This is a genomic window from Streptomyces sp. NPDC059009, from assembly GCF_042740175.1.
In the GTDB taxonomy this organism is placed as follows: Bacteria; Actinomycetota; Actinomycetes; order Streptomycetales; family Streptomycetaceae; genus Streptomyces.
In genome coordinates, this window is the sequence record NZ_JBHYJB010000009.1 from 45,334 (window position 1) to 59,454 (window position 14,121).

The 14,121-nt window shown below is 70.6% G+C and carries 10 protein-coding genes and 5 tRNA genes; 9 read left to right on the forward strand and 6 right to left on the reverse strand.

The features are described 5' to 3' along the window. Nucleotides 1–59: 59 nt before the first annotated feature. The 6 genes from ACFWYM_RS11020 to ACFWYM_RS11045 all read right to left on the reverse strand — a co-directional run bounded on the left by ACFWYM_RS11020 (nucleotide 60) and on the right by ACFWYM_RS11045 (nucleotide 9,523). Entirely contained in the window at nucleotides 60–473 is a 414-nt protein-coding gene (locus ACFWYM_RS11020) for a roadblock/LC7 domain-containing protein (RefSeq protein WP_030787419.1), read from the reverse strand. A gap of 10 nt (nucleotides 474–483) precedes the next feature. After that, nucleotides 484–3,666 carry a nitrate- and nitrite sensing domain-containing protein gene (locus ACFWYM_RS11025; RefSeq protein WP_384833459.1) on the reverse strand — a complete coding sequence of 1,061 codons (3,183 nt, stop codon included), beginning with the start codon at nucleotides 3,664–3,666 and terminating at the stop codon, nucleotides 484–486. 352 nt (nucleotides 3,667–4,018) lie between these two features. Further along, a complete protein-coding gene (locus ACFWYM_RS11030) occupies nucleotides 4,019–4,597 on the reverse strand; it encodes an ATP/GTP-binding protein (protein ID WP_384833462.1) in 579 nt (192 codons plus the stop codon). Continuing rightward, nucleotides 4,578–4,988 (reverse strand): DUF742 domain-containing protein, encoded by a 411-nt coding sequence (locus tag ACFWYM_RS11035; RefSeq protein WP_384833465.1) that lies wholly within the window; start codon nucleotides 4,986–4,988, stop codon nucleotides 4,578–4,580. Before ACFWYM_RS11035 ends, ACFWYM_RS11030 begins: the two co-directional genes overlap by 20 nt. 137 nt (nucleotides 4,989–5,125) lie before the next feature. Further along, nucleotides 5,126–5,539: a roadblock/LC7 domain-containing protein gene (locus ACFWYM_RS11040; protein ID WP_030787430.1), complete on the reverse strand. Its 414-nt coding sequence runs from the start codon at nucleotides 5,537–5,539 to the stop codon at nucleotides 5,126–5,128. 9 nt (nucleotides 5,540–5,548) lie between these two features. Continuing rightward, complete coding sequence (locus tag ACFWYM_RS11045; RefSeq protein WP_384833468.1) at nucleotides 5,549–9,523, reverse strand: nitrate- and nitrite sensing domain-containing protein; 3,975 nt, start codon at nucleotides 9,521–9,523, stop codon at nucleotides 5,549–5,551. 575 nt (nucleotides 9,524–10,098) lie between these two features. On the opposite strand from ACFWYM_RS11045, the gene ACFWYM_RS11050 reads away from it, so the two are divergent. From ACFWYM_RS11050 to ACFWYM_RS11090, 9 genes are all read left to right on the forward strand, one after another. Next, nucleotides 10,099–10,278 (forward strand): hypothetical protein, encoded by a 180-nt coding sequence (locus tag ACFWYM_RS11050; protein WP_384833935.1) that lies wholly within the window; start codon nucleotides 10,099–10,101, stop codon nucleotides 10,276–10,278. A gap of 138 nt (nucleotides 10,279–10,416) precedes the next feature. Then, nucleotides 10,417–11,214, forward strand: a complete 798-nt coding sequence (locus ACFWYM_RS11055; RefSeq protein ID WP_384833471.1) for a fumarylacetoacetate hydrolase family protein — start codon at nucleotides 10,417–10,419, stop codon at nucleotides 11,212–11,214. Continuing rightward, nucleotides 11,207–12,682 (forward strand): glutamate--tRNA ligase, encoded by a 1,476-nt coding sequence (gene gltX, locus ACFWYM_RS11060; protein ID WP_384833474.1) that lies wholly within the window; start codon nucleotides 11,207–11,209, stop codon nucleotides 12,680–12,682. Before ACFWYM_RS11055 ends, gltX begins: the two co-directional genes overlap by 8 nt. Before the next feature lie 81 nt (nucleotides 12,683–12,763). Further along, nucleotides 12,764–13,489: an HAD family hydrolase gene (locus ACFWYM_RS11065; protein ID WP_384833477.1), complete on the forward strand. Its 726-nt coding sequence runs from the start codon at nucleotides 12,764–12,766 to the stop codon at nucleotides 13,487–13,489. An 87-nt stretch (nucleotides 13,490–13,576) separates the two neighbouring features. Next, a tRNA-Gln gene (locus ACFWYM_RS11070) sits at nucleotides 13,577–13,648 on the forward strand. A 40-nt stretch (nucleotides 13,649–13,688) separates the two neighbouring features. Further along, nucleotides 13,689–13,761: transfer RNA gene (locus tag ACFWYM_RS11075), tRNA-Glu, on the forward strand. 63 nt (nucleotides 13,762–13,824) lie between these two features. Beyond that, nucleotides 13,825–13,897 (forward strand) — tRNA-Glu (locus ACFWYM_RS11080). A gap of 31 nt (nucleotides 13,898–13,928) precedes the next feature. Further along, nucleotides 13,929–14,000: transfer RNA gene (locus tag ACFWYM_RS11085), tRNA-Gln, on the forward strand. Nucleotides 14,001–14,025: 25 nt separating this feature from the next. Further along, nucleotides 14,026–14,098, forward strand: a tRNA-Glu gene (locus ACFWYM_RS11090). Nucleotides 14,099–14,121: the final 23 nt, after the last annotated feature.

Here is a 14,121-nt window from a genome sequence, read left to right on the forward strand (position 1 = left end):
TGTGGAGCCGCGTCCCGAAACTTTACGGCCACGGGACGCGAAAACGCACCGTCTGTCTGCTAGTTGAGAAGGCTCCCTTGGAGCTCGGCACGCAGGTCCGGGGTGAGAACCGTGCCCGCGCGGTCGACAAGAAGTGCCATCTCGTACCCAATGAGACCGATGTCCGCATCCGGGTGGGCGAGGACGGCCAGCGAGGACCCGTCCGAGATGGACATGATGAAGAGAAATCCTCGCTCCATCTCCACAACGGTCTGGGTGACGGAGCCGCCCTCGAAGATCCGGGAGGCCCCGGCGGTGAGGGACGTCAGACCCGATGCGACGGCCGCGAGCTGGTCGGCACGGTCGCGGGGAAAACCTTCGGACATCGCCAGAAGGAGTCCGTCGGCGGAGACCACCACCGTGTGGGACACCCCGGGGGTGTTGTCCACGAAGTTGGTGATCAACCAGTTCAGGTTCTGCGCCGCCTGGCTCATCGGGCTCACACTAACGCTCCTGGTTGTAGGTGCTGTCAGGGCCGAAGCCCTGGCCGTTCGTGTCACTACCTGCGCTGCGGCCCCGCTGGACGCCCCGGCGCAGGTTGCTCAACCTGCCCCGCACGTCCTCGGGGTCGCGGGAGACCTGGGGGCCGCCCTGCGGGGTCTGCTCCGCGGTGCCCTCGACCAGATTGGCCTTGGGCACCCGGCGCGGCAGGCCGGACGAGGTGACCCCGCCCGCCCTCGGCGCACGGAGCTGCTCGGCGCGCTGCCAGCGATCGTCGTTGGACGAACGCCAGCTGTCGCCGTCGGCGTTGTCATGGGGCGCGGCGGCGGGGGCGCTGCCGGTTCCGTTCGACGCCGCGTTCCCGTTCGACGCCGCGTCGCCGTTCGACGGTGCGGTGCCGCCCGGCGCCGTGGAGCCGCGTCGGGGGAGCCCCGCGTCCGTCATCTCGTGGACGACCGACGGCGTCGGGCCGGGACGGTCGAAGCCTACGCGCTCGGCTTCTCCCTGGGGAGCGGCCGGAGCAGATTCCGGTTCCGGAGCGTACTCGCTCTGATACGCATCCGTGTCCTGCGCATACCCGTTCTGGAGCGGCCAGTCATCTTGGTAGCCCGGCTCCGCATACGCGCCGTCCTGGTAACCGTCGTGCGCCGGAGTGAACTGGTCGTACGCGCCCTGCTGTTGGTCGTACGCGCCCTGCTGATGCTGCTGTGGCTGCTCGTACACGTCCTGCCGGACGTGCTCGTACGTGTCCTGCGGTGCCGTGTGCGGCTGCTGCTGCGCCTCGACCTCGTCGCGGAAGAGCGGACGGTGACCGCCGTTCGGCTGGCCCTGGGCCTGCGCCTCCAGGGCGGCACGCCGCTCCTCGCGCATCAACGACCGGCCCACCGGGTCGAGTTCGGGCGTCGCCTCGGGGTGCTCGCCGTGGTAGCGGCTGTCGTCGAAGCCGAGCTCCGCGGCGGTGCGCAGCGGGGCGTGCTCGAAGGCGGGCTGCTCGGGCTGCTGCTCCGGGATGATCGAGGAGACCGTGAACTCCGGGTCGTGCGACTGGAGTTCACCGCCACCGCCGTGCGTGATCCCGTCCGGGAGCATGACCAGCGAGGTGGTGCCCGCCTGCTCGCCGGAGGGGCGCAGCTGGACGCGGATGCCGTGCCGGTCGGCCAGCCGGCCGACCACGAACAGGCCCATGCGCTGCGAGATCGCGGCGTCCACGGTCGGCGGGTTGGCCAGCTTGTGGTTGATGTCCGCGAAGTCCTCGGCGGTCAGGCCGATGCCCTTGTCGTGGATCTCGACCATCACGCGACCGTCGGGAAGACGGGTCGCGGTGACCCGGACCTTGGTCTGCGGCGAGGAGAACGTGGTGGCGTTCTCCAGCAGCTCGGCGAGCAGGTGCACGAGGTCGGTCACGGCCAGGCCGTGGATCTCGGCCTCCGGGACGCCGGAGAGCTCGATGCGCTCGTACTGCTCCACCTCGGAGGAGGCGGCGCGCAGGACGTCGACCAGCGGCACCGGCTGGTCCCAGCGGCGGCCGGGCTCCTCGCCGGAGAGGACCAGGAGGTTCTCGCCGTTGCGGCGCATACGGGTCGCCAGGTGGTCCAGCTTGAAGAGGGACTCCAGCTGGTCCGGGTCGGCCTCGTTGTTCTCCAGGTCGGTGATGAGGGTCAGCTGGCCCTCGATCAGCGACTGGTTGCGGCGCGACAGGTTGGTGAAGATCGCGTTGATGTTGCCCCGCAGCAGGGCCTGCTCGGCGGCGAGCCGGACGGCCTCGCGGTGCACCTGGTCGAAGGCGCGGGCGACCTCGCCGATCTCGTCCGTGGACGTGATCGGGATGGGCTGGACACGGGTGTCCACGCGGCCCGGGTCGGTGCGCGAGAGCTGGTCGACCAGCATCGGCAGGCGCTGCTCGGCGATGCCGAAGGCGGCGGTGCGCAGCTGGCGCATGGAGCGGGACATCTGGCGGGCCATGAGCCCGGCCAGGACGAAGGCGGCGAGCAGCGCGACCACCACGACGGCGCCGTTGAGGTACGCGTCCTGCTTGGCGTTGTCGGCGATGTCCGACGCCTCGTTCACGGCCTTGTCGGCGAGGTCCGACTCGATGGTGCGGTAGGCGTCGAAGCGCGCGGTGGTGGAGGCCCACCAGCTCTCGGCCGTGATGCCCTGGCCGGCCAGGGCGAGACGGGCGCTCGGCTGCGTGGACGGCATCCCCGCGATGCCCGCGACCATCTTCTCGGGCGCCGGCGGCGGCGTGAACTTCTTGCCCTTCGCCTTCGCGGCGGCCGCGGCCTTCTTGGCCTGGGCCTCGCCGTCGGCCTTCAGCTTCTCCCTGGCCTCGTCGAGCTTGGCGACGTCCTCGGCGGTGCCACCACCGGTGTACTCCTCGATGGCGATGTTCTCGAGGTAGGCGTACGAGGCGAAGGAGGTGCGCTGCTTGGTGAACGCGGCGGTGCCGGGCCCGGGCTCGGTCAGCAGGTGCGTGCCGATGGAGCGCTCCAGGGAGAGCGCGCCCTTGGACAGCGAGATCGCGTAGACGGTGCGGCCGTAGCTGGTGATGTTGCCGGTGCCGAGGCCCAGTTCGTTGGCGAACTCCATCAGCGGGTGCTGGATGGCGACGTAGCCCTCTTCGGTCTGCACGCCGGGGAGCTTGGAGGTGTACGCGGCCTGGCGCAGCGCGGTCAGCTTCGGCTCGACCTTGTGGAAGCCGTCGAGGCGCCGGTTGAGGCCCTCCTTGTCCGGCATGTCCGTGGTCGCGGCCTTGAACTCGGCGGCGGCGGCGTCGGTGGCCTTGCGGGCCTTGACGACGGCGGGGTCGTTCCGCTTGCCCTTCAGGAGGGGAGCGGCGGAGATGTCGCGCTCTTCGATGAGGCGGTTGCTGTAGGTCAGGGCGGCCCGGACCAGACGGGCGGTGCTCTCGGCGTCGCGGGCCTGGTTCCAGGTGTCGATGGCCGCCTTGACCTGGAAGCCGCCCATGACGAGGCCGACGAGCACGGGTATGAGGAGGATCGCGTTCAGCCGGGTGGGCACCCGCCAGTTGCGCGGCGAGAACCTGCCGCCGGGGTCGGCCGGGGCCTCGCCGCCCGCTGCGCCGGGGGCGCCCGCCGCGGGCGATGCCGCTGTGCGCGACGGCGGGGTGAAGTTGCCCCGCGTGTCCCGCGTCTGCTGCGGTGCGGGGCTCGTCTTGCTTCGCCTCACTCGACCAACAACCTCTCGGCGGCGGCACCCACGTCGGCGCCGCTGTCGTCTCCAAGGCCCGTGCTACTGGGCAGTTCAGCGCATTCCAGCACGTCAGGCGGACGCTCGCCAAACAGTGGGAACGAAATCTTCCGAGTGGCGAAAGCCTCAGATAAAACGGTCATAAAGAGCGAGCCCCGCCAAAAGGCGAGGCTCATGTGAACACAGCGACACCAGGTGAACGCGACGCGTGTCTGCGTCACCGGAATTCTCTGTCGAAACGTTATGAACACGGCGGACGGCCGTGTCAAAGGACACAGACCGCGCCGTGCGATGTACGACAACTGCCGTATGGCTCAGCCCACTTGAGGGACTACTTGAGTCGGGCCATCAGCGCGTGCTCGACCAGCGTGATCAAGCCACTCTTTGCGTCCGCACGGTGTCGCGCGTCGGTGGTGATGATCGGCGTACCCGGCCCGATCTGCAGCGCTTCGCGGACCTCGTCGGGGGTGTACGGCTGGTGCCCGTCAAAGCCGTTCAGCGCGATGACGAACGGAAGACCGGAGTTCTCGAAGTAGTCGACGGCGGGGAAGCAGTCGGCGAGGCGGCGGGTGTCGACGAGGACGACGGCGCCGATGGCGCCGCGGACGAGGTCGTCCCACATGAACCAGAACCGGTCCTGTCCGGGGGTGCCGAAGAGGTAGAGGATGAGGTCCTGGTCGAGGGTGATGCGGCCGAAGTCCATGGCGACGGTGGTCGTCGTCTTGTCTCCGGTGTGGGTGAGGTCGTCGATGCCCGCGGAGGCGGACGTCATGACGGCCTCGGTGCGCAGCGGGTTGATCTCAGAGACCGCCCCGACGAACGTGGTCTTGCCCACGCCGAAGCCGCCCGCCACCACGATCTTGGCCGAAGTGGTGGACCGGCTTTCGGTGTTAGAGCTTGCGAAGTCCACTGAGCACCCTCTCGAGCAGTGTCACGTCAGGCTGGCCACCGGCGTTCTCGTCGCCGCCGGGCTGGTGGATGGCGACGAGCCCGGCCTCCGCCAGGTCCGCCACGAGGATGCGCGCGACGCCGAGCGGCATCGAGAGCAGGGCCGAGACCTCGGCCACCGACTTGACCTCACGGCACAGGTGGCAGATCCGCTGGTGTTCGGGGAGCAGCCCCATCAGCTGGGCCGGGTCGGCCGTCGTGCTCACCAGCGCCTCGATGGCGAGCTGGTAGCGGGGCCGGGTCCGGCCGCCGGTCATCGCGTACGGACGCACCAGCGGCTGGTCGCCCTCAATGCCGTACGGGGCGGCGTGCGGAGCTCCGTACGGGTCGTGAGAGGCGGTGGGCGGGGTCATGGATCCTCCGGGCGGGACAGCAGTTGGGCTGCGGTGCCGTCTGACAGAGCCTGGTGGGGGCACGAGTGGCGGCCGGACGGTTGGTCGAACGTTCGGACGAGGGGCGGCCGAGTGGGGTCGGCCGGGAACCGGTACGGCTAGTGGAGCAGGCTGCCCTGGAGCTCGGCGCGCAGGTCCGGGGTGAGGACGGCGCCCGCGCGGTCGACGAGGAGCGCCATCTCGTACCCGACCAGACCGATGTCGCACTCCGGGTGGGCGAGCACGGCCAGGGACGAGCCGTCCGAGACCGACATGATGAAGAGGAAGCCGCGCTCCATCTCCACCACGGTCTGGGTGACCGTGCCGCCCTCGAAGATCCGGGAGGCCCCGGCCGTGAGCGAGGTCAACCCCGAGGCCACCGCGGCCAGTTGGTCGGCGCGGTCGCGCGGGAAGCCCTCGGACATGGCGAGAAGCAGGCCGTCGGCGGAGACCACGACCGTGTGGGACACCCCGGGGGTGTTGTCCACGAAGTTGGTGATCAACCAGTTCAGATTCTGTGCCGCCTGGCTCATCGGACTCAACTAACGCTCCTGCTGGTGAGTGGGGCTAGGGAAACTGCCGGTCTGGCCGGAACCGGCCTGGCGACCCTGCTGGATGCCCCGACGGAGATTCGTCAGCCGGCCGCGTACCTCTTCGGGCGCACGCGAGACCTGCGGACCTGTGCTGTCCTGCTGCTGCTGAGCCGTGCCCGCGACGAGGTTGGCGCGCGGGACGCGGCGCGGCAGGCCGGAGGTGGTGACCCCGCCCGCCGAGGGCTGACGGACCCGCTCGGCCTGGCGGCCGAGCTCGTCATTGGGTGAGGTGCGCCAGCCGGCCGCCGGACCGTTGCCCACGCCGGCCTGCGGGCCGCCGGTCTGCGGGCCGCCGGGCGCGGTGGCCGGGTGCTGCGGAGGCGTCGGCTGCGCGGGCTGTCCCGGCTGCGCGGCCTGCGGACGGCGCGGCGGCAGCGGGCTGCGCGGCTGCTCGGGGGCGGGCGCCTCGCCGCGCGCGGGCTCGGGCTCGCGCTGCTGCGGACCGCGGTCCTGGGCGCCCTGGTCCTGCGCACCGCTCTGGGGGTACGAGGTGCCGCCGCCCTGCGGGTCCTGGGCGCCCTGCTGGGTGTGGAACCAGTTGGTTTCCAGGGTGTCGTACAGGGGGGTGCGGCCGTCGCCGGGGTCGGCGGCGGGCGGCAGCGGCTCCGGCTGGGCGGGCTGCTGGGGCTGCTGCTGCGCGGGGCCCTGCGGCTGCTGCGGGACGCCCTGGTCCTGGCCGCGCCGGGGGGCGGGCGGCCGGGGCACGCCGGGCACCGCGAACTGGCCGGTGGTCTGCGGGCTCTGGGCCTGCGGGGGCTGCGGCGCCTGGGGGCTCTGCTGGCCGGGCGGCGGCCCGTCGAAGTCGGGGCGCGCGAACTCGGCGGTGGAGCCGGGGCCCTGGCGGTCGTCGGCGCCGGGCCGGGCGAACTGGCCGGTGGTGTCGGGCTGCTGGAACTGCCCGGTCGTCTCGGGACGCTGGAACTGCCCCGTGGACCCGGCCCCGGACCCGGCGTCCGCCTGCGCGAACTGCCCGGTCGACTCCGGCTGTTGGAAGACGTCCGGCCGCTGGAACTGACCCGTGGAGCTCTGCGACCCGGGGGCCCCGGACTCCGGCAGGTTGAACTGGCCCGTGCCCGTCGGCTCGGCGGGGCGCGCGAACTGGCCGGTCGACTCCGGCTCCTCGTGTCCGCGCGGGGCGTCGAACGGCTCGTGCGAGACCTGCGGCTGGGCGTTCTCGTCGCTCCAACTCGGCACGCGCGGCTGCGGGTTGCCCCCGGGCAGCTCGGCGCGCGGACCACCGCGCGGCGGCAGCTGGGGACGGCGTCGCTGGCCCTGCTGGCCCTCGGCCTCGTTGGTGCGCTGCTGGGGCACCGGCGGCCGCTGCGGCTGCTGACCCGGCGTACCGGGACGGCCGCCCTGGTCACCTGCGGGCCGGAACAGGTCGCCGCGGTTGCCCTGGTCCCCGCCGCCCTGAGGCGCCGTCGGACCCGCGGGCTGCAGCCCACCGGGACCACCCGGACCACCCGGACCACCGGGACCGTTCGGTCCGCCGACGGAGCCGGACCGCTGCGGCGTGCCCGTCTCCCGCGAGGGCAGCGCCGCCCGCGGCCCCGAACCCGCGACCTGGCCGCGCGGAGCCGAACCGGCGCCGAGACGCCCGGCGTTGCCGCCGCCGGGACCGCCCTGGCCACCGGGACCGCCGGTGAGGCCGGGACCGCCGAGACCGGGACCCGCGCCGAGGCCGGGCGCACCGCTGCCGCCGCTCACACCGCGCCGCGCCGCCGCGGCACCCGCGGCGGCCTGAGCCGCGGCGGGACCACCGGTCGGGCCGGGCGCGCCGGGACCCTTCTTGCCGCCCTGGGCGACGTCGACGGGGAGCATGACGAGCGCGGTGGTGCCGCCGGAGTCCGACGGACGCAGCTGGATGCGGATGCCGTGGCGCTGCGAGAGGCGGCCGACCACGAACAGGCCCATGCGCCGGGAGACCGAGACGTCCACGGTGGGCGGCGAGGCGAGCCGCTCGTTGATGGAGGCGAGGTCCTCGGGGGAGAGGCCGATGCCGGTGTCGTGGATCTCGATGAGCACGCGGCCGTCGGGCAGCGCGTGACCGGTGACCTTGACCTTGGTCTGCGGGGACGAGAACGAGGTCGCGTTCTCGAGCAGCTCGGCGAGCAGGTGCACGAGGTCGTTGACGACGCGGCCGGCGACCTCGGTCGAGGGCACGGCCGAGAGCTCGATGCGCTCGTACTGCTCCACCTCGGACGCGGCGGCACGCAGCACGTCGACGAGCGGAACGGGCCGGGTCCACCGGCGCCCCGGCTCCTCACCGGCGAGAACGAGGAGGTTCTCACCGTTACGGCGCATGCGGGTCGCGAGGTGGTCGAGCTTGAAGAGCGAGGACAGCTGGTCCGGGTCGGCCTCGCGCGACTCCAGCTCGGAGATGAGCGAGAGCTGGCGCTGGATGAGGCCCTGGGAACGCCGCGAGAGGTTGGTGAACATCGCGTTGACGTTGCCCCGCAGCAGGGCCTGCTCGGCGGCGAGGCGGACGGCCTCGCGGTGCACGTCGTCGAAGGCCGCGGCCACCTGGCCGATCTCGTCGCGCGAGTGCACACCCACGGACTCCACCGAGGTGTCCACGTCCTGCGGGTCCGACTCCGAGAGCTGCTTGACCAGCTCGGGCAGGCGGTCCTGGGCGACCTTGGTGGCGGTGTCCTGGAGGCGGCGCAGCGAGCGGATCATGGACCGCGCCACGACGAAGGCGCCGACGAGCGAGACGCCGAGCACCAGCAGGATCAGCGCACCGTTGATGATGGCGTCCTGCTCGGCGTCGTTGCGCAGCTCGCGGGCCTTCTGCTCCATCTCGTCGAGCAGCGTGAGCTCGATCTTCGACATGGCCTCGATCTTGGTCGAGTCCTCGTCGAGCCAGTCCATGTAGGACCGCTTGCTCTGCAGCTTGAGGCCGCCGTCCTGCTCCAGGACGCGCTTGGCGTACTGGTCGGACGACTTGATGTTCGAGTTGGTGCCGGTGAGCGGCTTGGTCAGCTCGGCGGCGTTGCCGGAGTAGACGCTGCTGAACGTCTGGGTCTCCGTGTGCTCCTTGGTGTTCGCGTTCCAGCCGTACTGCCGGTCGATCCCGGAGAGCTCGCCGAACTTCTTGTCGTTCTCCGGCAGGGCCGCCGCGATGATGGCGCGCTGGATGGACGCGTACTCCTTGGCCGAGGAGAAGGCGGCCAGGGCGCGGGTGCGCCGGATCATGTCCGGGTTGCTGGTCGCCTGCGCCATGTCCTCGGAGAGACCGAGGAGCTGCTGGATGAGCTGGCTGTAGGCGTCGACCGTCCGCGAGGAGGACTTCTTGTCGTCGTACGCGCTGGAGCGGATGTCCTTGATCTGGCGCAGCTGGGCGGTGATCTGGACGGTGTTGGCCCGGACGCCGAGCAGGCCCTCGTCGTCGCTCGAGTCGTCGAGGTCCTGGGTGCCCTGGAGGAAGGCGTTGTACGCGCGGTCGGTCTTCTCGCGGGTGCCCTTGACCTTGTAGTCGGAGGCCGTCGCGCCGTGGGCGAGGGGACCGGCGGACTGGTCGCGCTCCTCCTGGAGCGCCGCGGCCAGCTCGGTCGCCTGCTTGGTCATCTCGGTCAGCAGCTTCATGTTGTCGAGCTGCTGGATGTCTTCGAGGGAGTTGTTGATGCGCAGGCCGCCGAGGGTGGTCGCGGCGACCACGGGCAGCGCTAGGAGCGACACCAGTCGGGTGGAGATGCGCCAGTTGCGCAGGGCTATTCGCGAGCCGGGGCCGGTCGGGCCCTTCGGCTTGGCCGGCGCCGCGGGCAGGCTGCCGCCTGCGGCCGGCTGACGCACGGCCTGCGGGCCGGAGTCGCCGGGTGCCTGACCCGGGTTCTGGGCGTGCTGGGCCGAGGAGCCGCGGTCGGTCCCGCCGCCACGCTCCGGCTCCGCCGCAGCGCTGCCATCCCTCTTGAAACGTCCCTGCACTAGCGTCGCAACCTCTGGACCAGGCGTCCCTCCGCAAGACGGTGGGACGGTGTCGGCGTCGTGGGGCACCGAAGCGCCCCATGGTGGTCGTGAGTGACCGGCGCTCCCCCTTCTTCCCGCCGCCACTCGGCGCTGCGTTGCGCCCCTGCGCGCCGGTTCGATCCCTGCGGCGGTCCCGGGAATTCCAGCACAGTGCCGGATCTCCAACAAGGCCCGTGTGTCGGGTCGTGACCTCCGTGACAGGGCGTGAGTGGTGCGTTACGAGACGTAGAAAGTGATCTAGGAGAAAGCGGACGTATGCGAACAAGGTGGCTACCGGGAGGGGGTGTCCCAGTCTTCATGATCGGGAGCGGAATGACGCCTTCAATGGCGCAATGTCCGTTTCCAACAGGCCATTCCTGGGCCGGAATTGACCGATTTGCCCACTACCTCGTGAGCAAACTCACACAAAGATCATGGCCTCTTCTCGACTTTCGCAGGGAATTGGATGTTTAGCCTGACGCTTTACAGGGATGGCGAATCCGACAACCTGCGTCCCGCTGGTGACGCCCCAACCGACAAGGTCTGAACGGCAGATGAAGATGGTCCGCAACATAGCCAACCCCCGCCGCACCACCCTGGCGCACCTGGACGGCGCCGACGAGGTGCAGCAGCCTCTGGAGCGGCCCGAGCACACCCTCACGCTGCCGACGAACACCGCCAACCCGAAGCGCACGATCCTGATGGACGTGCCGGAGGAGATCCAGGCGGCGTAATCAGCCTGTCCGGCGTTTGAGGACGAGCCGCGAAGCGGCGACAAGGGGGTCTGGGGGCGAAGCCCCCAGGAGGGGCGCCCCACTGAGAGGTAGCCTGAGGTGTCCGTTCTCCCCCTCCGCAGCAAAGGGCACCGCACCGTGCGCATCGCCAGGTTCTCCATCGACGGCAACGTCGGCTACGGCGCGGTCGAGGGCGACAGCGCCCCCGGCAAGGAGGGCGAGCTCGTCCTCGACATCATCAAGGGCATCCCGTACGCCGACTTCGAGCTCTCCGGGACCAAGGTCCCGCTGAGCAAGGTCCGCCTGCTGCCGCCGGTGCTGCCGAACAAGATCGTGGCCTTCGGCCGCAACTACGCGGAACACGCGGCGGAGCTCGGCAACGAGACCCCCGAGGCCCCCTTCGCGTTCTTCAAGCCCTCGACGTCCCTCGTCGGCACGGGCGACGCGATCACCTACCCCTCGTTCTCCGAGGAGCTGCACCACGAGGCCGAGCTGGCCGTGGTCATCGGCCGCATGTGCCGCGAGGTCCCCAGGGAGCGCGTCCAGGACGTGATCTTCGGCTACACCTGCGCCAACGACGTCACCGCGCGCGACGTCCAGCGCCGCGAGAAGCAGTGGGCCCGCGCCAAGGGCTTCGACGGGGCCTGCCCCCTCGGCCCCTGGGTGGAGACGGACATCGACCTGGCCAGGGCGGGCGACCTCACCGTCCAGTGCACGGTCAACGGCCAGCAGCGCCAGCTCGGCCGCACCAGCGAGATGGTCCACTCCATCGCGGACCTGATCGTGAACATCTCCGAGGCCATGACGCTGCTCCCCGGCGACGTGATCCTCACGGGCACCCCGGCAGGGGTCGGCCCCCTGAACGTCGGCGACGAGGTCGCCGTCACCATCGAAGGCATCGGCACTCTCACCAACAAGGTGATCAAGCGTGGCTAACGCGAACGTCCGCGTACGTTTCTGTCCCTCGCCGACCGGCAACCCCCACGTGGGCCTGGTCCGCACCGCCCTCTTCAACTGGGCCTACGCCCGGCACAACGAGGGCACCCTGGTCTTCCGCATCGAAGACACCGACGCGGCTCGCGACTCGGAGGAGTCGTACGAGCAGCTCCTGGACTCGATGCGCTGGCTGGGCTTCGACTGGGACGAGGGCCCCGAGGTCGGCGGCCCGCACGCGCCGTACCGCCAGTCGCAGCGCATGGACATCTACAAGGACGTCGCCGAGAAGCTCCTCGCCTCCGGCCACGCCTACCCCTGCTACTGCACCACCGAGGAGCTGGACGCCCGCCGCGAGGCCGCCCGCGCCGCCGGCAAGCCCTCCGGCTACGACGGCCACTGCCGCGACCTCACGGACGAGCAGAAGCAGGCGTACGAGGCCGAGGGCCGCAGCCACATCGTCCGCTTCCGGATGCCCGACGAGGCCACGACCTTCACCGACCTGGTCCGCGGCGAGATCACGGTCCAGGCGGAGAACGTCACGGACTACGGCATCGTCCGCGCGAACGGCGCCCCGCTCTACACGCTCGTCAACCCGGTCGACGACGCCCTGATGGAGATCACCCACGTCCTGCGCGGCGAGGACCTGCTCTCCTCCACGCCCCGCCAGATCGCCCTCTACAAGGCGCTGATCGAGCTCGGCATCGCGAAGACGATCCCCGAGTTCGGCCACCTCCCGTACGTGATGGGCGAGGGCAACAAGAAGCTGAGCAAGCGCGACCCGCAGTCGTCGCTCAACCTCTACCGCGAGCGCGGCTTCCTCCCGGAGGGCCTGCTCAACTACCTCTCCCTCCTCGGCTGGTCGTTCTCGGCGGACCAGGACCTCTTCTCGATGGACGAGATGGTCGCCGCCTTCGACGTCGCGGACGTGAACCCGAACCCGGCCCGCTTCGACCTCAAGAAGGCCGAGGCGATCAACGCCGACCACATCCGCATGCTGGACGTGAAGACCTTCGCCGAGGCATGCGCCCCCTGGCTGAAGGCCCCGCACGCCAACTGGGCCCCCGAGGACTTCGACGAGGCCGCCTGGCAGGCCGTCGCCCCGCACGCCCAGTCCCGCCTGAAGGTCCTCTCCGAGATCACCGCCAACGTCGACTTCCTGTTCCTCCCGGAGCCGGTCTTCGACGAGCCGAGCTGGACGAAGGCCATGAAGGAAGGCTCCGACGCCCTCCTGCGCACGGCCCGCGCCAAGCTGGAGGCGGCCGACTGGACCTCCGCCGAGTCCCTCAAGGAGGCCGTCCTGGCCGCCGGCGAGGAGCACGGCCTCAAGCTCGGCAAGGCCCAGGCCCCGGTCCGCGTCGCCGTCACCGGCCGCACGGTCGGCCTGCCCCTCTTCGAGTCCCTGGAGATCCTGGGCAAGGACAAGACCCTGACCCGCATCGACGCGGCCCTGGCCAAGCTCACCGCGTAACCGCGCACACAGCACTCCGTACGCAGACGAAGGGCCCGGAAGCCACCACGGCTCCCGGGCCCTTCGCGTACGTTCGAGGGCATGGCGATCAAAGCGGTGGTCTGGGACATCGATGACACGATCTTCGACTACGCGCGCGCCGACACCGCGGGCATGCACGCCCACCTCACCACCGAGGGAATCCTGGAGCGGTACGGCTCGGCCGAGCGCGCCCTCGCCGTGTGGAAGCAGCTCACCGAGCGCCACTGGGCCCGCTTCGGCGCCGGCGAGGTGGAGTTCCAGGACCAGCGCCGCGACCGCGTGCGCGACTTCCTGGGCGCCGTCCTGGACGACGCGGCGGCCGACGCGTGGTTCGACCGCTACCTCGTCCACTACGAGGCCGCCTGGAGCCTCTTCCCCGACACCCTCCCCGCCCTGGACGCCCTCGCCGAGGGCTACCGGCACGCGGTCCTCTCCAACTCCGCCCTGGTCGCCCAGGACCGCAAGCTGCGCGTCCTCGGCGTGCGCGACCGCTTCGAGGCCGTCCTGTGCGCCGCCGAGCTCGGCGTCTCCAAGCCCGCCGCCGAGGCGTTCCTCGCGGCCTGCGCGGCCGTCGGGCTCCCGCCGGAAGAGGTCGCGTACGTGGGGGACCAGCCCGACATCGACGCCCGGGGCGCCCGCGACGCGGGGCTGCTCGGCATCTGGCTCGACCGCAACGGCTCGGCGCAGGAAGGCCCGTCGGGGGTGCACCGGATCACGAGCCTCGCCGATCTCCCCGCGCTGCTCCTGGCCGATACCCGTTTTGGAGCGCCGTCCACCTTCGGGTAATGTTCTTCCTGCGCCGCCCGAGAGGGCCGAGAGGTCCGGCCGGGAAGCGCAAGTCAAACAAAACCCCCACCGGGGGTTGCGCTTTGATGGCCTATGGTGTAATTGGCAGCACGACTGATTCTGGTTCAGTTAGTCTAGGTTCGAGTCCTGGTAGGCCAGCTCGCAGAGCTCATCTGCAACCGTGGATCACATCCACAAAGCCCCCGTTGTGTAGCGGCCTAGCACGCTGCCCTCTCAAGGCAGTAGCGCCGGTTCGAATCCGGTCGGGGGTACAGATCCTTCCCGCGAGGACAGTTTCGGGTCGCACCCGCTGACCTCGATGCAGGATCGCTAGGGCCCCCGTTGTGTAGCGGCCTAGCACGCCGCCCTCTCAAGGCGGTAGCGCCGGTTCGAATCCGGTCGGGGGTACTGAAGGTCCCGGGCCTGGCCTGGACCTCATTGGCCTATGGTGTAATTGGCAGCACGACGGTTTCTGGTTCCGTTAGTTTAGGTTCGAGTCCTGGTAGGCCAGCTGATCTCGTACAACACAAGATCTTGCCCCCGTTGTGTAGCGGCCTAGCACGCCGCCCTCTCAAGGCGGTAGCGCCGGTTCGAATCCGGTCGGGGGTACACAAAAAGGTGAGGGGCCTTCC